27 protein-coding genes are annotated in these 26,374 nt (G+C 73.7%); 2 read left to right on the forward strand and 25 right to left on the reverse strand.

Annotated features, from left to right (window positions below; genetic code table 11):
- Nucleotides 1–16: 16 nt before the first annotated feature.
- The 7 genes from BIV28_RS04800 to rplS form a co-directional block, all read right to left on the reverse strand.
- A complete protein-coding gene (locus BIV28_RS04800) occupies nucleotides 17–1,576 on the reverse strand; it encodes a YifB family Mg chelatase-like AAA ATPase (protein ID WP_076259793.1) in 1,560 nt (519 codons plus the stop codon).
- Nucleotides 1,576–1,941, reverse strand: coding sequence for a YraN family protein (locus tag BIV28_RS04805; protein WP_076259795.1), 366 nt, complete (start codon nucleotides 1,939–1,941; stop codon nucleotides 1,576–1,578). The genes BIV28_RS04800 and BIV28_RS04805 overlap by 1 nt, the downstream gene beginning before the upstream one ends.
- Nucleotides 1,942–2,040: 99 nt before the next feature.
- The gene (locus tag BIV28_RS04810) at nucleotides 2,041–2,361 is read right to left on the reverse strand and encodes a DUF2469 domain-containing protein (protein ID WP_076259797.1); all 321 of its coding nucleotides are present in this window, start codon (nucleotides 2,359–2,361) and stop codon (nucleotides 2,041–2,043) included.
- Nucleotides 2,358–3,158 carry a ribonuclease HII gene (locus BIV28_RS04815; protein ID WP_076259798.1) on the reverse strand — a complete coding sequence of 267 codons (801 nt, stop codon included), beginning with the start codon at nucleotides 3,156–3,158 and terminating at the stop codon, nucleotides 2,358–2,360. The genes BIV28_RS04810 and BIV28_RS04815 overlap by 4 nt, the downstream gene beginning before the upstream one ends.
- 74 nt (nucleotides 3,159–3,232) lie before the next feature.
- Nucleotides 3,233–4,102, reverse strand: coding sequence for a signal peptidase I (gene lepB, locus BIV28_RS04820; RefSeq protein WP_076259800.1), 870 nt, complete (start codon nucleotides 4,100–4,102; stop codon nucleotides 3,233–3,235).
- The gene (lepB, locus tag BIV28_RS04825; RefSeq protein ID WP_076259801.1) at nucleotides 4,102–4,827 is read right to left on the reverse strand and encodes a signal peptidase I; all 726 of its coding nucleotides are present in this window, start codon (nucleotides 4,825–4,827) and stop codon (nucleotides 4,102–4,104) included. The genes lepB (BIV28_RS04820) and lepB (BIV28_RS04825) overlap by 1 nt, the downstream gene beginning before the upstream one ends.
- Nucleotides 4,828–4,885: 58 nt before the next feature.
- On the reverse strand, nucleotides 4,886–5,260 hold the full coding sequence (gene rplS / locus BIV28_RS04830) for a 50S ribosomal protein L19 (protein ID WP_076259803.1): 375 nt from the start codon (nucleotides 5,258–5,260) through the stop codon (nucleotides 4,886–4,888).
- A gap of 210 nt (nucleotides 5,261–5,470) precedes the next feature.
- Between rplS and BIV28_RS04835 the strand changes: the two genes are divergently transcribed.
- A complete protein-coding gene (locus BIV28_RS04835; protein WP_076259804.1) occupies nucleotides 5,471–6,229 on the forward strand; it encodes an ABC transporter permease in 759 nt (252 codons plus the stop codon).
- 82 nt (nucleotides 6,230–6,311) lie between these two features.
- Here the strand turns inward: BIV28_RS04835 and trmD are convergent, their stop codons facing one another.
- The 16 genes from trmD to smc all read right to left on the reverse strand — a co-directional run bounded on the left by trmD (nucleotide 6,312) and on the right by smc (nucleotide 24,836).
- Nucleotides 6,312–7,499, reverse strand: a complete 1,188-nt coding sequence (gene trmD / locus BIV28_RS04840) for a tRNA (guanosine(37)-N1)-methyltransferase TrmD (protein ID WP_076259952.1) — start codon at nucleotides 7,497–7,499, stop codon at nucleotides 6,312–6,314.
- 44 nt (nucleotides 7,500–7,543) lie between these two features.
- Nucleotides 7,544–8,071, reverse strand: coding sequence for a ribosome maturation factor RimM (gene rimM, locus BIV28_RS04845; protein ID WP_076259806.1), 528 nt, complete (start codon nucleotides 8,069–8,071; stop codon nucleotides 7,544–7,546).
- 128 nt (nucleotides 8,072–8,199) lie between these two features.
- On the reverse strand, nucleotides 8,200–8,442 hold the full coding sequence (locus BIV28_RS04850; protein ID WP_076259953.1) for an RNA-binding protein: 243 nt from the start codon (nucleotides 8,440–8,442) through the stop codon (nucleotides 8,200–8,202).
- 2 nt (nucleotides 8,443–8,444) lie between these two features.
- Nucleotides 8,445–8,879 (reverse strand): 30S ribosomal protein S16, encoded by a 435-nt coding sequence (rpsP, locus tag BIV28_RS04855; RefSeq protein WP_076259808.1) that lies wholly within the window; start codon nucleotides 8,877–8,879, stop codon nucleotides 8,445–8,447.
- 193 nt (nucleotides 8,880–9,072) lie between these two features.
- On the reverse strand, nucleotides 9,073–10,044 hold the full coding sequence (locus BIV28_RS04860) for a GNAT family N-acetyltransferase (RefSeq protein WP_076259809.1): 972 nt from the start codon (nucleotides 10,042–10,044) through the stop codon (nucleotides 9,073–9,075).
- The gene (locus BIV28_RS04865; RefSeq protein WP_076259811.1) at nucleotides 10,034–11,122 is read right to left on the reverse strand and encodes an amidohydrolase family protein; all 1,089 of its coding nucleotides are present in this window, start codon (nucleotides 11,120–11,122) and stop codon (nucleotides 10,034–10,036) included. The genes BIV28_RS04860 and BIV28_RS04865 overlap by 11 nt, the downstream gene beginning before the upstream one ends.
- 36 nt (nucleotides 11,123–11,158) lie before the next feature.
- Nucleotides 11,159–11,986, reverse strand: coding sequence for an alpha/beta fold hydrolase (locus BIV28_RS04870; protein WP_076259813.1), 828 nt, complete (start codon nucleotides 11,984–11,986; stop codon nucleotides 11,159–11,161).
- A gap of 61 nt (nucleotides 11,987–12,047) precedes the next feature.
- The gene (locus BIV28_RS04875) at nucleotides 12,048–13,022 is read right to left on the reverse strand and encodes a S1C family serine protease (RefSeq protein ID WP_242652775.1); all 975 of its coding nucleotides are present in this window, start codon (nucleotides 13,020–13,022) and stop codon (nucleotides 12,048–12,050) included.
- A 164-nt stretch (nucleotides 13,023–13,186) separates the two neighbouring features.
- A complete protein-coding gene (locus BIV28_RS04880) occupies nucleotides 13,187–13,381 on the reverse strand; it encodes a hypothetical protein (protein ID WP_076259814.1) in 195 nt (64 codons plus the stop codon).
- 165 nt (nucleotides 13,382–13,546) lie between these two features.
- The gene (ffh, locus tag BIV28_RS04885; protein ID WP_076259815.1) at nucleotides 13,547–15,157 is read right to left on the reverse strand and encodes a signal recognition particle protein; all 1,611 of its coding nucleotides are present in this window, start codon (nucleotides 15,155–15,157) and stop codon (nucleotides 13,547–13,549) included.
- A 161-nt stretch (nucleotides 15,158–15,318) separates the two neighbouring features.
- Nucleotides 15,319–17,682 (reverse strand): [protein-PII] uridylyltransferase, encoded by a 2,364-nt coding sequence (locus BIV28_RS04890; RefSeq protein ID WP_076259817.1) that lies wholly within the window; start codon nucleotides 17,680–17,682, stop codon nucleotides 15,319–15,321.
- 77 nt (nucleotides 17,683–17,759) lie between these two features.
- Entirely contained in the window at nucleotides 17,760–18,098 is a 339-nt protein-coding gene (locus tag BIV28_RS04895; RefSeq protein WP_076259818.1) for a P-II family nitrogen regulator, read from the reverse strand.
- Nucleotides 18,095–19,513: an ammonium transporter gene (locus BIV28_RS04900; protein WP_076259820.1), complete on the reverse strand. Its 1,419-nt coding sequence runs from the start codon at nucleotides 19,511–19,513 to the stop codon at nucleotides 18,095–18,097. Before BIV28_RS04900 ends, BIV28_RS04895 begins: the two co-directional genes overlap by 4 nt.
- Nucleotides 19,514–19,670: 157 nt before the next feature.
- On the reverse strand, nucleotides 19,671–20,873 hold the full coding sequence (gene ftsY, locus BIV28_RS04905; protein ID WP_076259821.1) for a signal recognition particle-docking protein FtsY: 1,203 nt from the start codon (nucleotides 20,871–20,873) through the stop codon (nucleotides 19,671–19,673).
- 43 nt (nucleotides 20,874–20,916) lie between these two features.
- Nucleotides 20,917–21,117 carry a hypothetical protein gene (locus BIV28_RS04910; RefSeq protein ID WP_076259823.1) on the reverse strand — a complete coding sequence of 67 codons (201 nt, stop codon included), beginning with the start codon at nucleotides 21,115–21,117 and terminating at the stop codon, nucleotides 20,917–20,919.
- A gap of 137 nt (nucleotides 21,118–21,254) precedes the next feature.
- Nucleotides 21,255–24,836 (reverse strand): chromosome segregation protein SMC, encoded by a 3,582-nt coding sequence (smc, locus tag BIV28_RS04915; RefSeq protein ID WP_076259824.1) that lies wholly within the window; start codon nucleotides 24,834–24,836, stop codon nucleotides 21,255–21,257.
- 119 nt (nucleotides 24,837–24,955) lie between these two features.
- Here smc and BIV28_RS04920 point away from each other — a divergent pair, with 119 nt between their 5' ends.
- On the forward strand, nucleotides 24,956–25,597 hold the full coding sequence (locus tag BIV28_RS04920) for an MSMEG_1061 family FMN-dependent PPOX-type flavoprotein (protein WP_076259826.1): 642 nt from the start codon (nucleotides 24,956–24,958) through the stop codon (nucleotides 25,595–25,597).
- A 60-nt stretch (nucleotides 25,598–25,657) separates the two neighbouring features.
- Here the strand turns inward: BIV28_RS04920 and BIV28_RS04925 are convergent, their stop codons facing one another.
- Together BIV28_RS04925 and BIV28_RS04930 are read right to left on the reverse strand one after the other, a co-directional pair.
- The gene (locus tag BIV28_RS04925) at nucleotides 25,658–25,978 is read right to left on the reverse strand and encodes a chorismate mutase (protein WP_076259828.1); all 321 of its coding nucleotides are present in this window, start codon (nucleotides 25,976–25,978) and stop codon (nucleotides 25,658–25,660) included.
- Between the two features lie 18 nt (nucleotides 25,979–25,996).
- A complete protein-coding gene (locus BIV28_RS04930; protein WP_076259829.1) occupies nucleotides 25,997–26,287 on the reverse strand; it encodes an acylphosphatase in 291 nt (96 codons plus the stop codon).
- Between the last annotated feature and the right edge of the window lie 87 nt (nucleotides 26,288–26,374).

The raw sequence follows: 26,374 nt of genomic DNA on the forward strand, positions 1-26,374 counted from the left end.
GGGCCTGTGGTGGCGCTCATGCGGCGGCCACCGCCTGCCGTCTCAGCGACAGCGCCAGCTCAACCTGGTCGCCACCGGGGCGCTGCAGACCGGCGAGGTCGCCGACGGTCCACGCGCAGCGGAGGGTGCGGTCGTAACCGCGGAGGCTGATGGTGCCGGACTCGAGGGCCCGGTCGAGCCGGGCCGTGACCGACGCCGGCAGCCGCCAGCGGCCCTCCCGCATCATCGAGCCGGGCACGTCGGCGTTGAGGGCCCGCCCGGGCAGGTGCGGGGCCCACCGCGCCTGCTGCACCGCTCGCGACTCCGCGACCCGGGCGGCGACGGCGGCACTGCGCTCCCCCGGCGGCTGCCCGACCATCGAGAGCCCAGGGGGCTGCACGTGCACCTGGAGGTCGACGCGGTCGAGCAGCGGACCGCTGATCTTGCCGAAGTAGGCGCGTCGGGCCATCGGCGTGCACGTGCAGTCGAGGCCCTTGCCCCAGCCGTGGCCGCACGGGCAGGGGTTGGCGGCGAGGACCAGCTGGAAGCGGGAGGGGAAGACGACGTGGTCGTGGGCCCGGGCGATGGCGACGATCCCTCGCTCGAGCGGCGTGCGCAGCGCCTGGAGGACGTGCTTGTCGAACTCCGGGGTCTCGTCGAGGAAGAGGACGCCGTGGTGGGCACGGGTGATCGCACCGGGCTGGATGCGCCCGCTGCCGCCCCCGATGACCGCGGCCTGCGAGGCACCGTGGTGCGGCGCCACGAACGGCGGACGCGTGATGAGCCGTGCGGCACCGGAGTCGCCGTCGTGGAAGCCGCCGACGACGGAGTGGATCGCGGTGACCTCCATCGACTCGGTGGCATCGAGCGGCGGCAGGATGCCCGGGAGTCGCTCGGCCAGCATCGTCTTGCCGGCCCCGGGCGGACCTGCGAGCAGCAGGTGGTGGCCGCCGGCCGCGGCGATCTCGAGCGCGAGCTTGGCCTCGGCCTGCCCGACGACGTCGCAGAGGTCCCTGACCTCCTCCTCGAGGACGGCCGGGGACTCGGGCACCACGACCTCCTCGGTGGGGCGCCCCTTCTTCAGCGCCTCGTAGCGCCGGACCAGCTCGGTGACCTCGGCGGCCGGGTGCACGTGGATACCGGCCACGAGCCGCGCCTCGGCCGCGTTGGCCACCGGGACGACGACGTGCCGGGCCCCGGACTGGGCCGCCGCGTGCACGAGCGGCAGGACCCCCGGGACCGGGCGCACCGTGCCGTCGAGCCCCACCTCGCCGATGTGCACGACCGAGCGCACGACCTCGGCGGGGATCTTGCCCATGGCCGCGGCGACCGCGACGAAGATCGCGAGGTCGAAGGCCGTGCCGACCTTGCGCTCCCCCGCCGGCGACAGGTTGATGATGACGCGCCGCTGGCTGACCGGCATCTCCTCGACGAGCGAGGCGGCCGCCTTGATGCGGTTGGCCGACTGCCCGATGGCGGAGTCGCCGAGGCCGCTGATGGAGAAGCCCGGCAGCCCGGAGGACACGTGCGCCTCGACCCGCACGAGGTAGCCACGGACCCCGCGCAGGCCGACCGCACGGGTGCGCCCGAGGCCCATCAGCAGACCCCCTTCAGGTGCTGCAGCCGTGGCCGCCCGCCGGCGGCCCACAGGATCGACACGACGTCGATGCGCAGCGGTCCGCCCACCGGGTGCTCCGGGTGCGCGTCGCGCCACAGGCCGGCCAGGCGGCGCAGCCGACGCTGCTTGCGCCACGTGACGGCCTCGAACGGGGCACCGTAGGCCTCGCTGGTGCGCGTCTTGACCTCGCACACGACGAGGCAGCCGGCGTCGGCGGCGACGATGTCGATCTCGCCGCGGACGCAGCGCCAGTTGCGGTCGAGGATGGTCAGGCCGTGCTCGGCGAGGTAGCGCGCGGCGAGCCGCTCGCCGTAGTCGCCGAGGACGCGGGTCGGGAGGTCCATGCCGACCAGCGTCGTCGGCGCGGCGTCCGCCGACCACGGCCGGCCGCCGGCCTGTGGACGACCCGCGACCGCGTCAGGGGGGTGTGGACGGCGGGCGCCTCAGGAGAAGTCGCCCGACTCCGGGAGCTTGATGTCGGGCTTGGGCAGCTCCTCGATGTTGACGTCCTTGAACGTCACGACGCGCACGTTCTTGACGAAGCGTGCGGGCCGGTAGATGTCCCAGACCCACGCGTCCGACATCGTCACGTCGAAGAACACCTCGCCGCCGTCGGTGCGCACCTTCACGTCGACGGAGTTGGCCAGGTAGAAGCGGCGCTCGGTCTCGACGACGTGCGTGAACAGGCCGACGACGTCGCGGTACTCCTTGTAGAGCTGCAGCTCCATCTCGGTCTCGTACTTCTCGAGGTCTTCCGAGCTCACGTGAATGCCGTTCCTGTCTGCTCGTGCAGGGCCAGCCGCACCTGCTCCTCGTCGGCCGCCGGCGGCGGCAGCGACGCGTCCGTCACCTCATTCAACACCCCGGGCCCCGCCTCGGGGCCCACGCCGGGCAGACGCCACGAGCGTCGGTGCAGCTCGCAGGGCCCCAGGCGCGTCAGGGCGTCCATGTGCTCCGGTGCGGCGTAGCCCTTGTTGAGGCTCCAGCCGTACTCCGGGTGGGCCTGCGCGAAGCCGACCATCATCGTGTCGCGCTCGACCTTGGCCAGGACGCTCGCGGCCGCGACCGACGAGCACTTCATGTCGGCCTTGATCATGGTCGTGACCGGCGGTGTCGAGGGCCCACCGGCGTCACCGGCGAACGCGAGCAGCCCCACCTCGCCCGGTGCCGTCAACCAGTCGTGGTTGCCGTCGAGGATGACGAGGTCGGGCACGACCTCGATCGCCCCGAGCGCCCGCAGGCCCGCGAGCCGGAGCGCGGCCATGATGCCGATGGCGTCGATCTCGTCGGCCGACGCGTGCCCGACGGCGTGCGCGACCGCCCACCGCTGGATCCGCGGGACGAGCCCGTGCCGCGCCTTCTCGGTGAGCAGCTTGGAGTCCTTGACCCCCATCGGCGCCGACCGGACCGTCTCGTCGATGACGACGACGCCGACGCTGACCGGCCCGGCGAGCGCCCCGCGGCCGACCTCGTCCATCCCGGCGAGCAGCCGGTGGCCCGAGCGCTGCAGCGCGCGCTCGACGCGGAGCGAGGGCTTCTTCGACGGTGCGGGACGAGGCATCTTGGGCTGGGGTCTCGGGCGGTTCTCGGGAGGTCGGTCGGGACGCGGGGCTGCGGCGGCGGAGGCTCGGCGCGTCAGCCGGCCGGCGTCGAGACCTTCGGCTTGGCGGTCGTCTTCGTGGGCGCCGGGTTGGTCGTCGACTTCGGCGTCGGGGTGCCCGACGGGGCCGGCACCGAGCCGAAGGTGCGCTCGGGGACGCCGAGCCAGGTGACGTGGTCGATGGGCCACACGACGAAGAGGGCGCGCCCGACGATCTTGTCCATCGGCACCGAGCCGGTGGCGCCGCTGCCGTCGTCGTGCCAGCGGCTGTCGGAGGAGTCGGAGCGGTGGTCGCCCATGACCCAGACCTTGCCGGCCGGGACGACGATGTCGAAGGGCTTGCCCTGGCTCGGGAAGTCGCCCGGCTTGACGTACGGCTCGGTGATCTCGACGCCGTTGACCTTGATCTTGCCGGTGCTGCCGTCGGCCTGGACGTGGTCGCCCGGCAGGCCGATGACGCGCTTGATGAGGTGGTTCTCGGCGTCCTCGGGCAGCAGGCCGACGAAGACGAGGGCGTCGTGGAACGGTCCGCCGACGGTGCTGTGGGCGTTGAGGTCGCCGGACAGCCAGTCGTTGGGGTCCTCGAAGACGACGACGTCGCCGCGCTTGAGGTCGAACGGCCCCGGGGTCAGCTTGCTGACGATGACGCGGTCGTCCTTGACGAGGGTGTTCTCCATCGACCCGGACGGGATGTAGAAGGCCTGGAACAGCCAGGTCTTGACGACGAACGACAGGGCCATCGCCAGGACGACGACGATGACGATCTCCTTGAGGCCCGCGAGCAGGGTGGCCCCGAACCCACGACGCGGCTCGTCGTCGTAGTCGTCGTCGAGGTAGCCCTCGTCGACGTCGTCAGCCGAGCGCCCGCGCGTCGGGTCCTCGGAGCGTCCGGTGTACTGCGACATCACTCACCATTTCGTGGGACGGAGGAGATCTGGCCCTGGTCGACCGGGCCGAGCCGACCGAGCGGCCAGTATCGCACCCAGACCTTGCCGATGACGTCCTCCCCCGGGACCATGCCGCCCCCGGGGTCGCCGAGGTGCGCCCGCGAGTCCGAGGAGGAGCCACGGTTGTCGCCCATGACCCAGAACCGGTCGGCCGGGACCCGGACGTCGAAGGGCACGAGGCTCGGCTTCTGGCCGGGTGCGAGGTAGGGCTCGTCGATCGCGACGCCGTTGACCTCGAGGCGCCCGTCGGCCGCGCAGCAGCGGACGTGGTCGCCCGGCAGCCCGATGACGCGCTTGACGTAGTCGGTGGGCTGGCCCTTGCCGATGATGCTCTCGGCGGCCTCGACGAGCGTCTGCAGGAAGCCGCGCTCGGGCACCCGCAGCCCGAAGGCCTGCGAGGCGTCGAAGACGATGATGTCGCCCCGCTGGACCTGTTCGGGCGCCGTGGTGCGCGAGACGAGGATGCGGTCGCCGACGAGGAGGGTGTCCTCCATCGACTCGCTCGGGATGCCGAACGGCGTCACGAGGAAGGCCCGCACGACGACGACGGCGAGCAGCAGGACGGCCGGGCCGATCATCCAGCGGTGCCGGCGCAGCGCGGTGCGCGACCGGGAGACCCCTTGGTGAGACTGGGACGCCGAAGGCGCGGCGGATCCCTCGTCGTGCGGGGTGTCGGCGGTCATGCCGGCACCCCCGGGTGGGGACCCACCGCGCCTCGGGTGGTCAACCTGACGCCGCGCGTCAGTTCTTGGCGTCGGCCTTGGCCGGGACGCTGTCGCGCTTCTCGCGGATCTTGGCGGCCTTGCCGCGCAGGCCGCGCAGGTAGTAGAGCTTGGCGCGACGGACGTCACCGCGGGTCACGAGCTCGATCTTCTCGATGATCGGCGTGTGCAGCGGGAAGGTGCGCTCGACCCCGACACCGAAGGAGATCTTGCGGACCGTGAAGGTCTCGCCGACACCGCCGCCGTGGCGACGGATGACGATGCCCTGGAAGACCTGGATGCGGGAGCGCGTGCCCTCGACGACCTTGACGTGGACCTTCACGGTGTCGCCGGCGCGGAACTCCGGGACGTCGGTGCGCATCGAGGCGGCGTTGAGCTCGTCGAACGTGTGCATGGTTGGTTCGCTTTCCTGGGTGCCACAGGCCACCCCTCGCAAGGTCATGGTGCGCGCCGACCGGGCCGCGACGGGTCACCGGCGGGACGGACCCGCGTGGTGGTGACCCGACTCCCCCTGTGGCAGGGGCCGTCGTGTGCCGGACGCAAGGAGCAAGTCTGCCAGAGCGCGGCGCAGACCTGAAATCGAGGACGAGTCTACGGTGGCGGCGTGGACGTCTCCCCCGGCTGGCCCGTGGCCCTCGCACTGGTCGTGCTCCTCGCCGTCACGGTCGTGGCCCAGCGCCTCGGCCGCATCCCGCTCGACCGGCAGGCCGTCGTGGCCGGGGTGCGCGCGATCGTCCAGCTCTCGCTCGTGGCGCTCGTCATCACGGCCGTCGTGGGCTCGATCTGGCTGTCGCTGCTCGCCGTCGGCGTCATGTTCGCGACGGCGGTCGTGACGACGGCCCGGCGGGTCGGTGCACCGGGGTCGTGGCCGTGGGCGGCGGTCGCGATGGCCAGCGGCGTCGTCCCGGTCGTGACGATCGTCGTGGCGTCGGGCACCGTGCCGTTCACCGGCATCGCGCTCATCCCCGTGGCGGGCATCGTCATCGGCAACACCATGACCGTGCACACGCTCGTGGGCCGGCGCACCTTCGCGGCGCTGCGCGAGGAGCACGGCCAGTACGAGGCGGCCCTGTCGCTCGGCCTGACCTCGGACCAGGCCATCGACGAGATCATCGCCCGACGCGTGCCGGAGGGGATCGTGCCGAGCCTCGACCAGGTGCGCACCTCCGGCCTGGTGACGCTGCCGGGCGCCTTCATCGGCGTCATGCTCGGCGGCGGCAGCGCCGTGCAGGCGGCCACGGCGCAGGTCGTGGTCCTCTTCGCCATCATGGCCACGCAGGCCATCACGGCCGGCGTTCAGGCCCGGTTCATCCGCGAGCGCCGGATCCTGCCCGACGACCTCCGCACCGCGCTCGTGTCCTGACCCGACGCGTCAGCCACGCCCTCGTGCGTCGGGCATGCCCGGCGCGTCAGCCCGCCCCGGCGCGTCAGCCCGCCCCGACGCGTCAGCGCCGGCGGCGCTTGCGCAGCCGGACGGCGCCCGGCACGTCGGGCCGCGCCGAGGCGTCGACGCGGTAGCCCGCCCGCTTGTAGAGGCGCAGGTTGTCGGCGCTGTGCTCGCCGGTGTCGAGGGCGAACGAACGGACGTCGTCGGGGGCCGTCGACTCCGCGTGCTCGAGCAGGCGCCGGCCCAGGCCCTGGCCCCGGAGGTCCGGCACGACGCAGAGCCGCCTGACGTACCACTCGTCGCCGTGGCGTGACGTGCGCACCGAGCCGACGACCCGACCGCCCTTGACGGCGACCCACGTGGCGTGGGCGTCGAGCGCGGCCCGGGCGTCCTCGAGGGTCTCGGTGAGCGCGGGGATGGCGAGGGTGTCGTTGGCCAGCGCCTCCTCCACCCAGCAGGCGCGGGTCAGCACGTGCAGCTCGGGCACGTCGGCCGGCGTCGCGAGCCGGATGTCGGCCTCCCCCGCGCCGTGCGAGGCGTGGAGCAGGTCGGGGCGCCGGGCCGCCGTGCGCTCGAGGCGCTGCGCGTGTCGCCAGTCGGCGATGGCGGCGTGGTTGCCCGAGAGGAGCACGTCGGGCACGACCCGGCCCTTCCACTCCCGGGGCTTGGTGTAGATCGGGTACTCGAGCAAGCCGTCCTCGTGCGACTCCTCGACGAGCGACTCGGCGTTGCCGATGACGCCCGGCACCAGGCGACCGACCGCCTCGACCATGGCGAGCACGGCGACCTCGCCGCCGTTGAGGACGTAGTCGCCGAGGCTGACGACCGACACCTCGAGGCCGAGGTCCTCGCGGGCGTACTCGTAGACGCGCTCGTCGATGCCCTCGTAGCGGCCGCAGGCGAAGGCGAGCCACGGCTCCTGGGCCAGCTCGCGCGCCAGCGCCTGGGTGAACGGGGTGCCACCGGGGCCGGGCACGACGAGGCGTGGGCGCGTGGCTCCGCCGTTGCCGGCAGGCCCGGACGCGACGACGGCGTCGAGGGCCTCGGACCACGGCTGCGGCTTCATGACCATGCCCGCCCCGCCGCCGTACGGGGTGTCGTCGACGGTGCGGTGCCGGTCGTGGGTGTGCTCGCGCAGGTCGTGGACGCGCACGTCGAGCAGGCCGTCGGCGCGGGCCTTGCCGATGAGCGAGAGGTCGAGCGCGGCGAGGTACTCGGGGAAGATCGAGACGACGTCGACGCGCAGGGCGGGCACGGTGCCGGACGCGTCGGGCACGTGGGGGGCGTCGCTCACTCGCCCGCCTCGCGGTAGAGGTCGAAGAGCCCGGGCGGCGGGTCGACGACGACGTGGTCGGCCGCGACGGTCGGCACGATGCGGCGCACGAACGGCACCCACGCGGTGAACCCCTCGTCGAGGGCGAGGACGAGCCGGTCCTGGGCGGACCCGATCTCCAGGCCGCTGACCGTGCCGAGGCGGGCACCGGTGGTGTCGCGCACCTCGAGGCCGACGAGGTCCTCCTCGTAGTAGGCGTCCTCCTCGGCCTGCGGCGCGGCCTCGGGCAGGACGAGACGCGTGCCGCGCAGGCCCTCGGCGCCGGTGCGGTCCGGGACCTCCTCGAAGCGGATCAGCCAGATGCCGCGGTGCACCCGGGTGCTCGCGACCGTCAGCTGCCGCGGGACGCCGGAGCCCGGCTCGGCCTGGGTGTCGACGACGGCGCCGACGGCGAAGCGGGTCTCGGGGTCGTCGGTGTGCAGCTGCACCGTGACCTCTCCCCGCAGGCCGTGGGGTTTGCCGATGCGCGCGAGGACGACGTTCATGCGCAGATCCTCTCAGGTCGTGCGGGTGGGCCGGAACGCACCGAGGGGCGCCCCGGGCGGACCCGGGACGCCCCTCGGCGTCGGATGGTGCAGGTGCTGCAGCTGAGCCTGAGGCCGGTGCGGCCCGCTCAGCGGACGCGGTCGGTGTCGACGATGTCGACCCGGACGTTCGCGCCGCCCGCGAGGGCGCTGACCACGGTGCGCAGGGCGCTGGCCGTGCGGCCGGAGCGGCCGATGACGCGGCCGAGGTCGTCGGGGTGGACCCGCACCTCGAGCAGCTCACCGCGGCGCAGCTCCTTGCGACGCACGACGACGTCCTCGTCGTGGTCGACGATGCCCTTGACGAGGTGCTCGAGCGCCTCCTCGAGCACGGTCACTCGCTCTTCTCGGCCTCGGCGGCCTCGGGAGCGGCCTCGGCCTCGGCGGCCGGGGCGTCGGCCTTCTTGGCGGCCTTCTTCTTCGGCGTCGTGGCGCCGGAGGTGCCCGCGTCGGAGCCCTTGCCCGCGGCGGCGATCGCGGCCTCGTAGAGGTCCTTCTTCGACGGCTTGGCCTCGGCGGTGCGGACCTTGCCCTCGTCGACGACCTTGATGAGGGCGGCGACGGCCTCGGTCGGCTGGGCGCCCTGGCCGAGCCAGTACTTGGCGCGGTCCATGTCGATCTCGATGACCGACGGCTCCTCGGTGGGGTGGTACTTGCCGATCTCCTCGATCGCACGGCCGTCGCGCTTGGTGCGCGAGTCCATGACGACGACGCGGTAGAACGGCGCACGGATCTTGCCCATGCGCTTCAGACGGATCTTGACAGCCACGGTGGCGGTCTCCTCAATCAGGTCGTGAGCACGGCGAGACCGCCGCAGGATCGGGCGGGGAGCCATGGCTCGGGTGTAGGCGTCCGGTCCAGCCGGGCTGCGGCCGGACGGGTACAGCCGTCCATTCTGCCAGACCCCGCACCGTGCTCCGAACCGCGCCGGGGGCGCCCCCGCGTCCGGACGCCGACGCCGGTCAGGCGAACGCCGCCCGCACCTCGAGCGCCAGGCGCACCACCTCGCGACGGGGCACGTCAACCGCAGCGTCGAGGACCGGCACCACCGACGGGTCGAAACCGCTGCGCGCCAAGCCCATCCGCACCTCGGGGGCGCTGGCCCGGCACTCGACGACACCGCCGACCGGCGAGGTGCGCAGCATCTCGAAGAGCACGGCGGTCACGTGGTCGTCCCGCGCGCCCGGGGCCCCCGGCTCGACGAACGCCGCCGCGGACAGCAGCGGCACCCCGAGCTCGGCGGCGAGCGCCGGGGCCAGGCCTGGCCCCGAGGCTCCGTAGCCGGCGCCGCCGAGGACCACGCAGGCGAGGCGTCGGAGCCCGAGGGCCCGGTAGGGAGCCGCCGGCCAGTCCGAGGACAGCGCTGTGTAGCGGTCGTGGTCGCGCCAGGCGCGGCGCCCGTCGATGCCCGGCAGGTGCAGGAAGTCGCGCGAGAAGCCCTCGTGGACGAACCCGAGGGAGCGCACCAGGCCGGCCGAGCGGGTGTTGGCCGGCTGGATGTTGGCCTCGAGACGGTGCAGGCCCATGCCGTGCGGCTCGTCGGCGAAGGCGAGGTCGACGGCGAGCTCGAGGCCTTCGGCGAACAGGCCCCGACCGACGTACGGGTCGTAGGCGTCGTAGCCGACGGTGGCGCTGCGGAACGCACCGCCGACGACGTTGGCGACGTTGACGCGTCCGACGAGGCCGTGGTCGCCCTCGGGGTCGCGCGCGAGCACGAGGAAGGTGCGGTAGGTCGGCGACTGGTTGTGCAGGACGATCGGGAAGTTCGTCGGGTCGGGCATCGCGAAGTCCGACAGGCGCCGCATCGAGCGCGTCACGGCCTCGGCGTAGGCCGGGGTGTCGGACTCGCGCGGGGGGCGCACCTCGACGCGGTCGCCGACGGCCGACAGCGGCGGGTCGGCCGGTGCTGGCTCGTGGGGCTGCTCAGCGGACAACGCGCCCCCTCAGGACGATGCCGGTGGGGTCGGCGAGGACGGCGAGGTCCTCGCGCGGGTCGCCGGGCACGACGAGCAGGTCGGCGTCGGCGCCCTCCTCGAGCCCCGGCTGCCCCAGCCACGCCCGCGCCGACCACGTGCCGGCGGCGAGCGCCTCGAGCCGGGTCAGGCCGGCGAGGGTCAGCTCGACCATCTCCTGCACGGCCAGTCCGTGCGGGAGGCTGCCGCCGGCGTCGGTGCCGACGTAGATCGGGATACCGGCCTCGTGCGCCGCGCCGACGGTGGCGTGCCGGCGCGCGTGCAGGTCGAGCATGTGCCGGTGGTAGCCGGGGAACTTCGCCTTGGCAGGCTCGGCGATGGCCGGGAAGGTCGCGATGTTGACGAGCGTCGGGACGATGGCGATCCCCTGCGCGGCGAACGCCTCGATGGTGTCCTCCTGCAGCCCGGTGGCGTGCTCGACGCAGTCGATGCCCGCGTCGGCGAGGTCGCGCAGCGACTGCTCGCCGAAGCAGTGGGCGGTGACGCGTACGCCCTCCTCGTGAGCCGCGGCGACCGCGGCCGCCGCGGCCTCCCGGGACCAGCTGGGGGCGAGGTCGCCGAGGTCGCGGTCGATCCAGTCGCCGACGAGCTTGACCCAGCCGTCGCCGCGGTGCGCCTCGAGCCGCACGTAGCGGGTCAGCTCCTCCTCCTCGACCTCGTGGGCGAAGTTGCGGATGTAGCGACGCGTGCGGGCGATGTGCCTCCCGGCCCGGATGATCTTCGGCAGGTCCTCGCGCTCGTCGACCCAGCGGGTGTCGCCGGGCTGGCCGGCATCGCGGATGAGGAGGGTGCCGGCGTCGCGGTCGGTGATCGCCTGCTGCTCGGCCACGTCGCGGGGCACCTCGCCGTGCGGTCCGAGCCCGACGTGGCAGTGGGCGTCGACGATGCCGGGCACGACCCAGCCCTCGAGCGTCTGCACGTCGGCGGTCGACGCGGGGGCGGTGAAGGTGAGGCGGCCGTCGACGACCCAGACCTCGTCGACCGTCTCCTCCGGCCCGACGAGCACGCGACCGCGGACGTGGAGCACCGGCGCTGTCATGGCTCCGACCCTAGCCGCGCACCCGACCGGCGGGGCTCAGCGCTCGGGCCCTCGGAGCGTCGCGAGCACCTCGGCCCAGTACGGCACGAGGGTGCCGAGGTGACCGGCCCCCTCTCGCACGACGAGGGTGGAGGACGGCAGGTGCTCGTGCAGCCAGAGGCCGTGCACGAGCGGCACGGCGCGGTCCCGGTCGCCGTAGCAGAGGTGGACCGGCGCGCGGACGCCCGTGAGGTCGAGGTCCCAGCCGGGGCCGACGGCGAGCGCGTCGCGGGAGACCCCGCGGTAGGGCGGGAGGCCCGGTCGGCCGGTCGGGGTCCACGGCTCGAGCAGCTCCGGTGCGACGAAGGTGCCGACACGGTGCCCACCGCCGTCGCGGTGCACGTGGTCCTGGCGTGCGACGGCGGCCTCGACGCGTCCGGCGCGCAGGTACCCGGCGGCCTCCGCGTCGACGGACCGCGGCTCCAGCTCGGCGAGGGGGCCGACGCCGGCCACGACCCCGACGGCCTCGACGCGGTCCGGGGCGACCGCCGCGAGCGCGAGGGCGTAGGGCCCGCCGCCGGACACCCCGAGCACGGCGAAGTTGTCCGTGAGTCCCAGGCGGTCGGCCACCTCGACGGTGTCGCGCGCCACCGAGGTCAGCGTCGTGGCGGTGTCGCTCGTGCCGCCGTAGCCGGGCCGCGACGCGGCGACGAGCCGGACGCCGACCCGCCGGGCGGCGCCGTCGCCGAGCGCGGCCTGCAGCCGGCCGGCGGGCGTGCCGTGGCAGTAGACGACGGCCCGGCCGTGCGGGTCGCCGCCCTCCCACGTGTCGACGCGGCGGCCGTCGGCGAGCGCGAGGCGGCGCAGCCCGTTCGTCGTGACCACGGGACGAGCGTAGGCGCGGGCCCGGGAGCGGGACAGGCCTGACGGCCGGGCGAGGGGCCGGTCAGCCGCGGAGCAGCCGAGGTACCGCGAAGACGTCGACGAGGGCGGAGCCGCGCAGGACGGTGATCTCCATCGACCGGTCGATGGCCTCGTCGAGCAGGATCCGCTGGAGCGACTGCGCGTCGACGAGCGGTCGCCCGTCGGCTGCCACGACGACGTCGCCACGCATGAGGCCCGCCTGCTCCGCCGGGCTCCCGGGCACCACCTCGGCGATCCGCAGGGCCGTGCGACGCCCGAGCCGTGCGGCGACGGCGTCGGACACCGGCACGGGGGCGGTGACGAGCCCGAGGTAGCCGCGCCGGACGTGGCCGTCGTCGACGAGCGCCTCGACGATCCGGCGCGTCGTCGCGTTGACGGGCACCGCGAGGCCGAGCCCCACGCCGGCCACGGCGGTGTTGATGCCGACGACCCGGGCCCGCGAGTCGGCGAGCGCCCCGCCGGAGTTGCCCGGGTTGAGGGCGGCGTCGGTCTGGATGACGTCCTCGACGAACCGGGAGGCGGAGCCGGACCTCGTCGGCAGCGACCGGCCCAGCGCGCTCACGACGCCGACCGTGACGCTCCCCTCCAGGCCGAGCGGGTTGCCGATCGCGACCACGACGTGGCCCACCTCGAGCCGGTCGGCGTCGCCGAACGCGGGCGGGCTCGGCAGCGTCGACTCGGCGCGCACGACGGCGAGGTCGGACAGCGGGTCGGTGCCGACGAGGTGGACCGGCACCGAGGTGCCGTCGGTGAAGTGCGCCGTGCCGTGGTCGACGCCGTCGACGACGTGGGCGTTGGTCAGCAGCAGGCCCTCCTCGGTGAGCACGACGGCCGAGCCGCCGCCCTCGACCGTTCCACCGCGCACCCGCCTGCTGACGCGCAGGCTCGCGACGACCGGGGCCAGGCGGCGGGCGACGGAGCTGACGGTGCGCGAGTACGCGTCGAGCAGGTCGTCCTCGGCGGGCTCGGGGGCCGCCGGCATCTCGAAGATCCCCATCGCTCCTCCTCGCCGATCGGCACCGGGCCGTCTCACCCGGTGCAGCGAACGGGAGCCGACCGGCATTCCGGCCGGGTAGCCCGGTTCACCGTGGGCGAACGCCGGTCAGGCACGGCAGCACGCCCGGCCGGTCGGCTGAGCGACCCGCAGACCGGGTCCTGCCGTCAGCCCGGTTTCCACCAGCCCGAGAACCTCCAGGTCAGCCTGGATCCGACGCCGACACCGGCGCCGAAGGCGACGGCGCCGACGGCCACGGGGAGGACCCAGCCGTGGCTCTTCTGCGGGACCGGCCGCTTCGTCGACGGTGCGTCGCCGACCGCCGGCGGGTGAACCGGGTTCGGCGGAGTGGTTGTGGTCATCGAGGGCCACCTTCTTCGGGCTCGGGTTGCTCCTCTGTCCCAACCCATCGTCCCCCCGGGGACGGGCGCGCGGATCCACTCCGGAGGATGATCCCGAGGTCACTCCCGGTGCGGCGTCGACGTGCCGCGGATGCGGCCGTGACGTCGCGGCGGGCCCTCGAGAAGTCAGCCCTTGCCGAGGAACTTCTCGAAGCCCTTGGGCAGGTTCGACGGGTCGAGGTCGGCGAGCGGGTTGGCCGAGCCGTCGCTGCCGCCGAACGAGCTGCCGGACGGCTGGCGCGGCGCGCTCGCGCGCTCGAGGGCCGCGCGCTCCTCCGCGGCCCGCTTGGCCGGGTTGCCGCTCTTGCTCTTCTTGCGCTGCGGCTGCTGCGGCCGGCCGCGCTTGCCCTTGCCGGGGATGCCCGGCATGCCGGGCAGGCCGCCGCCGCCACCCCGCGCCATCGACTTCATCATCTTCTGGGCCTGGCCGAAGCGCTCGAGCAGCTGGTTGACGTCGGTGACGGTCACGCCCGAGCCCTTGGCGATGCGGGCGCGGCGCGAGCCGTTGATCTGCTTGGGGTGGGTGCGCTCGAAGGGGGTCATCGAGCGGACCATGGCCTCGACGCGGTCGAACTCGCGGTCGTCGAAGGCGTCGAGCTGGTCACGCATGCCCTGCATGCCCGGCATCATCTTGAGCATCGACTTGAGCGAGCCCATGCGCTTGATGGCGTTCATCTGCTCGAGGAAGTCCTCGAAGGTGAAGTCCTCCTCGGCGAGGAACTTGCGGGCCATCTCTTCGGCCTGGCGCTTGTCGAACGCCTTCTCGGCCTGCTCGATGAGCGTCAGGACGTCGCCCATGTCGAGGATGCGGCTGGCCATGCGGTCGGGGTGGAACACCTCGATGTCGGTGACCTTCTCACCGACCGAGGCGAACATGATCGGCTCGCCGGTGATCTCGGCGACCGACAGCGCGGCGCCACCGCGGGCGTCGCCGTCGAGCTTGGACAGCACGACGCCGGTGAAGGCGACGCCGTCGTGGAAGGCCTGGGCGGTCTCGACCGCGGCCTGGCCGATCATGGCGTCGATGACGAAGAGGACCTCGTCGGGCTGCACGGCGTCGCGGATGTCGGCGGCCTGCTGCATGAGGTCGGCGTCGACGGCGAGGCGGCCGGCGGTGTCGACGATGACGACGTCGTACTGCTTGGCCCGCGCGTGCTCGATGCCCATCCGCGAGACCGCCACCGGGTCGCCGAAGGAGCGGGTGCCCTCACCGGAGTCGAGGACGGCGTCGTGGCCGCCCATGTTGCCGCGCTCGGGCGCGAACACGGGCAGGCCGGCGCGCTCGCCGACGACCTCGAGCTGGGTGACGGCGTTGGGGCGCTGGAGGTCGGCCGCGACGAGGACGGGCGTGTGGCCCTGCTCCTTGAGGCGGTGGCCGAGCTTGCCGGCGAAGGTCGTCTTGCCCGAGCCCTGCAGGCCGGCGAGGAGGATGACGGTCGGCGGCTGCTTGGCCAGCTGCAGCTGGCGGGTCTGCCCGCCGAGGATCCCGACGAGCTCCTCGTTGACGATCTTGACGACCTGCTGGGCCGGGTTGAGCGCCTGGCTGACCTCGGAGCCGAGCGCCCGCTCGCGCACGCGCGAGGTGAAGCGCTTGACGACGGGCAGGGCCACGTCGGCGTCGAGCAGGGCGAGCCGGATGTCACGGATCGTCGCGTTGACGTCGGACTCCGAGAGCCTGCCCTTGCCGCGCAGGTTCTTGAAGGTGGCGGTCAGCCGGTCAGACAGGGATGCGAACACCCGGCAACTCTAGCCGCCGCGGCGTCGTGCTCAGACCGCCGCCACCGTGGCCGCGGTGGTCGACCTCCTCGACTGACGCGCCCCCTCCCCGCCCGGTTCGAGGTCATCGACGACCGTATCGAGTCGCCTGATACCTCGAACCAGCGGACAGCGGGAAGCGATCAGTCGGCGTCGCAGGTGTCGATGATCATCGCGACGGCCTGGGCCGCCCGAGCCGGCGCGAGCTGGCCGCCGCCGAACTCGGTGACGTAGAAGGTGTCGAGCGTCTGCCCCGCGTACGTCGCGATGTGGGCCGAGCGCACCGACAGCGACGCCCGCGCCAGCGTGATCCCGATGTCCTGGAGCAGGCCGGGCCGGTCGGTGGCGCGCACCTCGATGACGGTCGCCGTCTCGGACGCGCTGCTGATGACCATGGCCCGCGTCGAGTCGACCGAGCCCGAGCCGGGGCTGCGCACCCCGGCCGACCGCCGACGCTGCAGCTTGCCGAGCGGTGCCCGGTCCCCCGCCGCGACGCGGGTCAGGTCGCGGGCGATGACCTCGGGCAGGGGCGACTCGCTGCCCGGCGAGTCGACCCACCACTCGTTGACGGCCAGACCCTCGAGCGTGCGCACGATGGCCGAGCGGACGACGAACCCGTGCGCGGCCAGCAGGCCGGCGGTGTCGGCGAAGAGCCCGGCGCGGTCGCGGTCGACGATGTCGATGCGGTGGGCGCCGCCCAGGGACGACACGGTGACGTACGGCTCCCCCGAGGCGACGCGTCCCTGCGCCTCCGCCGAGAGCGGCACGCTCTCCATCGGTTCCACGACGATGGGCCCCTCTCCATCCGTGCGGGCGCTGAGGGCCGACCGGCAGGCCTCGTGCAGGCGCGTGACGAGCCCGGCCCGCCAGTCGCTCCAGGCCTTCGGGCCGGCCGCCGACGCGTCCGCCTCGGTGAGGGCGCGCAGCAGGTCGAGCGTGGTGACCGACCCGTCGACGGCGTCGGACAGGGCCGTAATGGTGGCCGGGTCCTCCGGGTCGCGCCGGGTCGCGAGGTCGACGAGGGTCAGGTGCTCGCGGACGAGCCGCACGACCGTCGCGCGGTCGGCGTCGGTGACCCCCATGCGGCGCAGGACGCCGTCGGCGATCTCCGCGCCGGTGACCGCGTGGTCCTGCGCGCCGGGCACCTTGCCGATGTCGTGGAGCACCGCGGCGAGCATGAGCAGGTCGGGGCGCGCGACGTCGCGGACCATGCCGCTCGCGGCCACGACGGTCTCGATGAGGTGCCGGTCGACCGTGTGCCGGTGCACGGCGTTTCGCTGCGGCCGGCTGCGCACGACGCCCCACTCGGGGATCCACCGCTCGATGACGCCGGACAGGTCGAGACCCTCCCACACGGTGACGAGCCCGGGCCCGGCCGCGAGGAGGTCCGCGAAGAGGTTGCGGGCGACCTCCGGCCACGGCTCCGGCATCGGAGGGGCCTGTGCCGCAAGGTTCTTCAGCGTGGTCGGCGAGAGCGGGATGCCGCCACGGGCCGCGACGACGGCCGCGCGCAGCGGGATGATCGGGTCGGACGCGAGGTCGGCCGAGGGCCCGAGGACGGCCTCGCCGTCGTGGCGGTAGAGGCCGTAGCCGAGCGGCGCGAGCTGCGGACGGCGCGGCCCGACGCGCAAGGTGCGGGCCCGCTGCGACTGCATGGCCCGGCGCACGGTGCCGTCGACGGCGTAGGCGATGGTGCGGGCCGAGGTCGACAGGTCGGTGAGCAGGTCGTCGGCGTCGGTGTAGCCGAGCAGGGCGGCGCACGCGTCCTGGTCGTCGCGGGTCAGCCGGTCGCGGCCGCGGCCGGTGGCGACGTGGATGGCGTCGCGCACGTCGAGGATGCGCTCGTAGGCCTCGTCGACCTCGCCGTGCGGGCGGTCGGTCAGCCACGCCGCGGTCAGCGCGCGGAGCACCGACATGTCGCGAAGGCCGCCGTGGGCCTCCTTGAGGTCCGGCTCGATGAGGTGGGCGAGGTCGCCCTGGCGGGCGTGCCGCTGGAGCACCGAGTCCTGCATCTCGCCGAGGCGGGTGCGGGCGTTGGCCCGCCAGTCGTGGGCGACCGTGGAGCGGGCTGCGTTGACGACGTCGGCGTCGCCCGCGACGTGCGTCAGGTCGAGCAGGCCGACGGCCGCCGAGAGGTCCTCGGACGCCACGGCCCGGCAGTCGGCCACGGTGCGGACGCTGTGGTCGAGCTTCACCCCGGCGTCCCAGATCGGGTACCAGAGCTTGTCGGCGAAGGCGCCGACCTCCTTGCCCGACAGGCCCCGCGGGTGGTGGACGAGGACGAGGTCGTAGTCGCTGAGCGGCCCGCCGTCGCCCCGGGCGAGCGACCCGACCGCGGCGAGCGCGACGCCGGCGTGGCGTCGTCCCGCGCAGGCCTCGCGCCAGAGCTCTTGGAGCCAGCCGAAGCCGAACTCCGCGAGCGCCCGGCGCCGGGTGGGGCCGGCGCCGGGCGTCGCGAAGGTCCGGGTGCCGGCGAGGTCCAGACGTCGGGTGGTCACATCCGTCATGTCAGGTTCTCGCCGTCCCCTTGTGTGCGTGCGTTGCGTGCGGTGGTGCGTGGTCGTGCAGGAGGGTCGGCCGGCGCTCAGAGAGCGTCGACGCCACGCTCCCCGGTGCGGACCCGGACGACCTCGTCGACGGGGACGGCCCAGATCTTGCCGTCACCGATGCGACCGGTCTGGGCCGCCTTGAGGATGACGTCGACGACGTCGGAGGCGTCCACGTCGTCGACGAGCACCTCGAGGCGGACCTTCGGCACGAAGTCGACGGTGTACTCGGCGCCGCGGTAGACCTCGCTGTGGCCGCGCTGGCGGCCGTAGCCGCTCGCCTCGCTGATCGTCATGCCGGCGACCCCGAAGGCCTCGAGGGCCTCCTTCACCTCGTCGAGCTGGTGGGGCTTGATGATGGCGGTGATGAGCTTCATGCGTTGGCTCCTTCGACCTGCGAAGCGGTGGCGACGGGACGGGCGGCGGCGGAGCGGCCGGCCGAGGCCGGGAACCCGCCGAGCTCGTAGCCGGTCTCGGCGTGGACGACCTGGTCGATGCCCTCGGACTCCGCATCCTCGCTGATCCGCCAACCGAGCGTGACCTTGAGGGCCAGACCGATGGCGAAGGTGAGGACGAGGGACCACACGACCGAGATCAGGGCGATGATGACCTGCAGGGCGGTCTGCTGCCAGCCGCCGCCGAGGAACAGGCCCGTTCCGGTGGCGAGCAGGCCCGCGCCGATCGTGCCCCAGAGGCCGGCGACGAGGTGGACGCCGACGACGTCGAGCGAGTCGTCGTAGCCGAGCTTGTACTTGAGGCCGACGGCGACGGCGGACAGGCCACCGGCGACGACGCCGAGGATGATCGAGGTGACCGGCGTCAGAGCACCGCAGGCCGGGGTGATGGCCACGAGGCCGGCGACGACACCGGACGCCGCACCGAGCGAGGTGGCGTGGCCGTCGCGCAGCTTCTCCACGATGAGCCAGCCGGCCGCGGCGGCGCACGTGGCGACGGTGGTGTTGAGCCAGACCTTCGAGGCGACGCCGTCGGCGGCGAGCTCGGAGCCGGCGTTGAAGCCGAACCAGCCGAACCACAGCAGGCCGGCGCCGATCATGACGAGCGGCAGGTTGTGCGGGCGCATCGCGACCTTGCCGAAGCCGAGCCGCTTGCCGGCGAGGATCGCGAGGGCCAGGCCCGCCGCGCCGGCGTTGATGTGCACGACCGTGCCGCCGGCGAAGTCGATCGGGATGACCGAGGCGAGGCCGTCGGTGACGCCGAAGAGCTTGGCCGACAGGCCGTTCGCGGAGCTGGAGAGGAAGCCGCCGCCCCAGACCATGTGGGCGAGCGGGAAGTAGACGATCGTCACCCACACCACGGAGAAGACCATCCACGTGCCGAACTTGACGCGGTCGGCGATGGCACCGCTGATGAGGGCCACGGTGATGACGGCGAAGGTCAGCTGGAACCCGACGTACACGTACTCCGGGATCCAGACGCCGACCCCGAACGGGTCGATGAGGCGGGCGGCACCACTGGCGTCGGTCAGTGCCGACAGGCCGAAGAGGTGGAACGGGTTGGCGAAGATGCCTCCGACGTCGCTCGTGGCGTCCTGCAGGTTGCCGAACGACATCGAGTAGCCCCAGAGCACGTAGACGATGCCGACGGCGGCCAGGGCCCCGAAGCTCATCATCATCATGTTGAGGACGGACTTCGACCGGTTCATGCCACCGTAGAAGAAGGCGAGAGCCGGCGTCATGAGCAGGACCATCGAGGAGGCGACGAGCATGAACGCGGTCGCGGCCTCGTTGATCTGTGGAGCTTCTGCCGCGAGGGGCATCAGTGCTGGTGTCATGCGGAGAGTCTGGGGACGGGCCGTTTCACCCGGACGCGCGTCGTGTTACGGGCATGTCAACAACGTCGACGCTGTGTGAACCCGTGGTTGCGCTGAACGGGCCCGTCCACGATGTGGACGGGCCCGTTCACGGGACGGACGGCGCCGGGGGCGCGCCTCAGGCCAGGATCGCGTCGACGAACGCCTCGGGGTCGAAGGGGGCGAGGTCGTCGGGCCCCTCCCCCAGCCCGACGAGCTTGACCGGCACGCCGAGCTGGCGCTGGACCGCCACGACGATGCCGCCCTTGGCGGTGCCGTCGAGCTTGGTCAGCACGATGCCGGTGACGGCGACGGCCTCGGAGAAGACCTTGGCCTGCTGCAGGCCGTTCTGGCCGGTCGTCGCGTCGAGGACGAGGAGCACCTCGTCGATCTCGCTCTGCTTCTCGATGACCCGCTTGACCTTGCCGAGCTCGTTCATGAGGTCAACCTTGTTGTGGAGGCGACCGGCGGTGTCGATGATGACGACGTCGGCCTCCTCCTCGATACCGGCCTTGACCGCGTCGAAGGCGACGGCGGCGGGGTCGGCGCCGTCGCGGTCGGAGCGCACGGTCGGCACGCCGACGCGGGCTCCCCACGTCTCGAGCTGGTCGGCGGCGGCGGCGCGGAAGGTGTCGGCGGCGCCGAGGAGCACCTCGCGGTCCTCGGCCACGAGGACGCGGGCGAGCTTGCCGACGGTGGTCGTCTTGCCGGCGCCGTTGACGCCGACGACGAGGACGACGGCGGGCCGGTCACCGACGCGGCTGCTGGCGATGCGCCGGTCCATGTCGGGCTGGACGAGGGCGAGGAGGTCCTCGCGGAGCCAGCCGCGCACGGTGGCCTCGTCGGCCTTGCCCTCGACCTTGACCTTGGTACGCAGGGAGTCGACGAGCTCGGTGGACGCCTCGACGCCGAGGTCGGAGGCGATGAGGGTGTCCTCGACCTCCTCCCACGCCTCCTCGTCGAGAGTGCCGCGCGAGAGCAGCGCGAGCAGGCCCTGGCCGAGGGCAGAGTTGGAGCGGGCGAGGCGGGCGCGCAGGCGCTGGAGGCGGCCGCGGGCCGACTCGGGGCGTTCGACGGCGGGCGCCGGGGCGACCTCGGGCTCGACGACCTCGACCTCGGCCGGAGCCGGCGACGTCTCGACGGGCGGTGCCGTGGTGTCCTCCGTGACCGGAGGGCGGCGGTCGAGGTCCTCGGTGGGCAGCCCGGGTGCCGGCGGGGCCTCGCGCTCGAGCGTCGTGTCGCGGCCGCGGCCGCGCGTCAGCGTGACGCCGTAGACGATGCCACCGACGAGCACGAGCGCGCCGATGATGACGTAGATCCAGACTGTGTCCACGACAGCCATCCAACCACGGGGCCGGATGGACCCCGGAGGGCCAAGGGCGGTGTCAGTGCGTGCGGGCGCGGGTCCCCCGTGGGCCCCGGGAGGCGGCGATGGACGTGGCCCGACGACGTGCCTCGCGAGCCACCCCCTCACCCTTGGCGGTGAGCAGGTCCCGGCCGCCGCGGTGCGCGGGCACCGCCACGACGCCGACGACCGCGACACCGAGGACGGTGACGACGAGCATCGAGATGACGAGGAAGACCATGTGACAAGAGTGACGCATGTGACTGCTGTGAAGCAAATACACGCAAATGACGCGTCAGGACGTGTCGTGGGGCATGCGTCGGCAGCACGCGCCGGACCTCGGTGCCGCAGCGCCCGGCCCCTGCGGTTGCCGACGCGTCAGGCGGACTGCTGGTCGGCGACGTCGCGCAGGCGCTGGCTCACGACCGTCGTGACGCCGTCGCCGCGCATGCTGACGCCGTAGAGGGCGTCGGCGATCTCCATCGTCTTCTTCTGGTGGGTGATGACGATGAGCTGAGAGCTGTCGCGCAGCTCCTCGAAGAGCGTGATGAGGCGCCCGAGGTTGGCGTCGTCGAGGGCGGCCTCGACCTCGTCCATGATGTAGAAGGGCGAGGGGCGGGCCTTGAAGATCGACACGAGCAGCGCCACCGCGACGAGCGAGCGCTCGCCACCGGAGAGCAGCGAGAGCCGCTTGATCTTCTTGCCCGGCGGGCGGGCCTCGACCTCGAGGCCGGTCGTCAGCATGTTCGAGGGGTCGGTGAGGACCAGGCGTCCCTCACCACCGGGGAAGAGTCGCTGGAAGACGCGCTCGAACTGCACCGCGGTGTCCTCGAAGGCCTCGGCGAAGACGCGCTCGACCCGCTCGTCGACCTCCTTGACGATGTCGAGCAGGTCGCGCTTGCTGCTCTTGAGGTCCTCGAGCTGCTCGGTGAGGAACTTGTGCCGCTCCTCCAGCGCCGAGAATTCTTCGAGGGCCAGCGGGTTGATGCGCCCGAGGGCATTGAGCTTGCGCTCGGCCTGGCGCAGGCGCTTCTCCTGCGCCTCGCGCACGAACGGCACCGGCTCGGGCTGCGGGGCGTCGGGGTCGGCGTCGGGGTCGGGCACGAACGGCACCGGCTGGTGCGGCCCGTACTCCTCGACGAGGGAGTCAGGGGCGATGCCGAGCTCCTCGACGGCCTTCGTCTCGAGCTGCTCGATGCGCAGCCGCTGCTGGGTGCGGGCGACCTCGTCGCGGTGCACGGAGTCGGTGAGCTCACGCAGCTCGGCCTGCAGGGTCGCGATGTCCTTGCGGACCACGGCGAGCTCGGCGTCGCGCTCGGTGCGCTCGGCCTCGCCGGCGGCGCGGGCCCGGCCCGCCTCCTCGGCCGACTCGACGAGCAGGCCGTGGGCCCACTGCGCGGCGATGCGGACGGCGTCGGCGACGGCGGCCTCGCGGCGGCGGCGCTCCTGCCGGGCGGCGAGGCGCTCGCGCGCCTCCTCCTCGTGGCGGGCGCTGCGCTCGAGGGCGTCGGCGCGGTCCTTGAGCGCGCGGGCGCGCTCCTCGCGGGTGCGCAGCGCCAGGCGCAGCTCGGTCTCGGTGGCGCGCGCCTCCCGGGCGAGCTCCTCGAACTGGTCACGCTCCTCGGTGGAGGGCTCGTCGGCGAACTCGCCCTCGCCGCTCGCGGTCTCGAGGCGCTCGAGCAGCTCTGCGTGCTCGGCCTGGTCGGCCTCGAGGGCCGCCGTGGCGTCGGCGATGGCGCGCTCGGTGCGCTCGACCTCGGCCCGTGCCGTGCGGACCGACTGGCCGAGCGAGCCGAGCTTCTCGCCCACGGCGGCCATCCGGGCGTCGCTCTCGTTGAGACGCTCGAGCGCCTCGTCGACGGCCTCGGTCAGCTCGACGCGCGTGGCCTCGAGCCCGGCGAGGCGGAAGCGGGACTCCTCGGCCTCACGGGTGGCGCTGGAGACCTTGGCGCGGGCCTCGTCGAGGGTGGCCTGCAGCTCGATGAGGCTCGGGGCGGCGTGGCTGCCGCCGCGCACCCAGCCGGGGCCGTAGACGTCGCCCTCGCCCGTGACGGCGGTGACGCCGGGGTGGCGACGCACGAGCGTCGACGCGGCGTCGGCGTCGGCCACGAGGGCGACGCGGTCGAGCACCTGCTCGAGCGCCGGACGCAGCGTGTCGGGGCACGTGACGACGTCGCGGGCCCAGCGGGCCCCGTCGGTCAGCGCCGGCCAGCCGGCCGGGTCGACGGGCGCCGCGGACTCGGCGACGAGCAGGCTCGCACGCCCGCCGTCGTCGTCGCGCAGCGAGCGCAGCGCGGCGCGGGCGCCGTCGAGCGACCCGACGGCGAGCGCCTCGGCGGCCGACCCGAGGGCGGCGGCCACGGCGTTCTCGAGGCCGGGCTCGACGGTGAGCAGCGAGGCGACCGACCCGACGATGTCGTGGGCGTCCTCGGCGGCGGCGAGGAGCGCCGCCGCGCCGTCCTTGCGGCTCAGGCTCATCTCGAGGGCCTCGACGCGGGCCGACGCGGCAGTGCGCGCGCGGTCGGCCTCGGTCTCGACCTCCTTCCAGCGAGCGACCTCGGACTCGACGCCCTCGAGCCGCTCGGCGGCCTCCTCGTAGGCGGTGTCGAGGCCCTGCTCGCCCTCCTCCTCCTGGGCGACGCCGGCCTCGAGGCGGTTGAACTCGCGCTCGGCCTCGGCGGCGCGCGCGGCAGCCTGCTCGATGGTCTGGCGCAGCCGGCCGAGCTCGGCCTCGCGGGCCTCGATGCGCGAGGCCTTGGCGCCGACCTGGCCGCCGAGCTTGGCCAGACCCTCGCGGCGGTCGGCCGCGGCGCGGGAGGCGCGTGCCAGCCGGGAGGTCTCCTCGGCGTGGCGGCGCTCGGCGTCGTTGCGGGTGAGGACGGCCTCCTCGAGGGCGTTGCCGGCCTCCTCGATCTCGGCGAGGAGGATCTCCTCCTGCTCGCGGACGGTCGCGGCCTGGGCGCGCAGCTCGTCGGGGTCGCGGGTGGGGCCCGTGTCGTCGCCGGCGTCGTCCTCGGAGAGCAGGCGCACGCGCTCGGCGGCGAGCGAGCGCGTCGAGGCCATCCGCTCGACGAGCCGGCCGAGCGAGACGTACTCGTCCTGGGCCCGGCTCAGCCGCGGGCGGGCCGCCTCGGCCTCGGCCTCGAGGGCCGACAGGCGGGTGGCGAGGTCGGCCATGGCCTCCTCGACCTCGGTGCGGCGGGCGATGAGCGCCGACTCGTCGGCGACCTCCTGCTCGAGCGTCGACCGCAGCTGCACGAGGTCGTCGGCGAGCAGGCGCAGCCGTGCGTCACGGGCGTCGGTCTGGATGACCGCGGCGCGGCGCGCGGTCTCGGCCTGGCGGCCGAGCGGGCCGAGCTGGCGGCGGATCTCGCTCGTGAGGTCCTGGACGCGGGTGAGGTTGGCCTCCATCGTCTCGAGCTTGCGGAGGGCGCGCTCCTTGCGCTTGCGGTGCTTCAGGACGCCGGCGGCCTCCTCGATGAAGCCGCGGCGCTCCTCGGGGGTGGCCCGCAGGACGGTGTCGAGCTGGCCCTGGCCGACGATGACGTGCATCTCGCGGCCGATGCCGCTGTCGGAGAGCAGCTCCTGCACGTCGAGGAGGCGGCAGGGGGTGCCGTTGATGGAGTAGTCCGAGCCGCCGTTGCGGAACATCGTCCGCGCGATGGTGACCTCGGTGTAGTCGATGGGCAGCGCGCCGTCGGAGTTGTCGATCGTCAGGGCCACCTCGGCGCGGCCGAGCGGCGCGCGGCCGGCGGTGCCGGCGAAGATGACGTCCTCCATCTTGCCGCCGCGCAGCGACTTGGCGCCCTGCTCGCCCATGACCCAGGCGAGGGCGTCGACGACGTTGCTCTTGCCCGACCCGTTGGGGCCGACGATGCAGGTGATCCCGGGCTCGAGCCGCATGTGGGTCGCCGAGGCGAAGGACTTGAAGCCCTTCAGGGTGAGGCTCTTGACGTACACGAAGAGACGGTCCTTTGTGGTCCAACCGGGCGGCGATCCCGGTCAGCGTACTAGCCGCGCGGCCCGACCCCCGGGAGGCGAGCCGCTGGACATCCCGGCGCGCGGCGTAGCGTGGGCCCGTGACGCACGCCCCCGACGACGAGCACGCCGTGACCTCCCTCGAGCGCCTCCTCGAGATCTACCCGACGGAGCCGGCCCCGAACTCGGTCGCCAAGGAGTCGCGGGTGCTGCTCCCGAGCCACCGGGAGGTCGTCGCCGCCTCGCCGTTCGTCGTCGTGGCGACCGTCGGGCAGGGCGGCCTCGACCAGTCGCCCCGCGGCGACGCCCCGGGCTTCGTGCGGGTCCGCGACGAGCACACGCTCGTCCTCCCCGACCGGCGCGGCAACCACCGGCTCGACACCCTGCGCAACGTCGTCGCCGACCCGCGGGTGGGGCTGATCTTCCTCGTGCCCGGCATCGGCGAGGAGCTGCGGGTGCGCGGCACCGCCGCCGTGTCCACCGACCCCGACGAGCTGGCGCTGCACGCCGTGCGCGGCGTGCTCCCGGCGTCGGTGCTCGTCGTCACCGTCGAGCGCGTCTACTTCCAGTGCGCCCGCGCCATCAAGCGCAGCCGGCTCTGGGACCCGGCCGCGCACGCGGAGCGGAGCGCCGTGCCCACGGCGGGGCGCATGACGCGCGAGGCCGGCGGGTTCGGCTCCGACGCCGAGGCGGCGGCCTACGACGCGGCGCTCGACGCGCGCCAGGACGCAACGCTCTACTGACGCGCCCGGGCCTGCCTCAGCGGCGGGCTGCCGGCGGGACGGTCCGGCCGGACGCGTCGGTCACTCGACGCCGCCCGCGATGCGCTCGTGGTGGTGGATGACCTCGGCGATGATGAAGCCGAGGAACTTCTCGGCGAAGACCGGGTCGAGGCCGGCCTCGTCGGCGAGCACCCGCAAGCGGGCGATCTGGCGCTCCTCGCGGGCCGGGTCGGCCGGCGGCAGGTGACGCTCGGCCTTGAGGACGCCGACCTGCTGGGTGCACTTGAAGCGCTCGGCGAGCAGGTGGATGAGCGCCGCGTCGATGTTGTCGATGCTGCTGCGCAGGCGCACCAGCTCGGCGGGGGTCGCGTCGTCGGCGGTCGGGGACGGCTGCTCGCTCACCCCGTCAGCCTAGGTCGGTCACCGCTCGACGAAGCCGTCGGTCCCGTCCTTCGGGACGGCCTCCTGCCGGACGACGGACTCGACGTGACCGGGACGGCGCGTCGTCGTGGGCTCCTCGCGGAGCAGCTCCTCGAGCCGGTCCACGGCGTCGTCCGTTCCCTGGGCCACGACCTCGACGCGTCCGTCGGCGGTGTTGCGGGCGTGCCCGACGAGGCCGAGCTCGAGGGCCCGGGCGCGGGTCCACCACCGGAAGCCGACGCCCTGCACCCGGCCCCGGACGAACATCCTCGCGCGCACCGTTCCCGCCATGGCGACACGGTACGACGACCGGGACGACGACCCGTGTCCGGACCTCCCCGCGACGGGGTATGACGGCGGGTTGCCCGCGTGGCGCCG

It is taken from the genome of Intrasporangium flavum (genome assembly GCF_001956915.1).
GTDB classification, from domain to species: Bacteria; Actinomycetota; Actinomycetes; order Actinomycetales; family Dermatophilaceae; genus Monashia; species Monashia flava.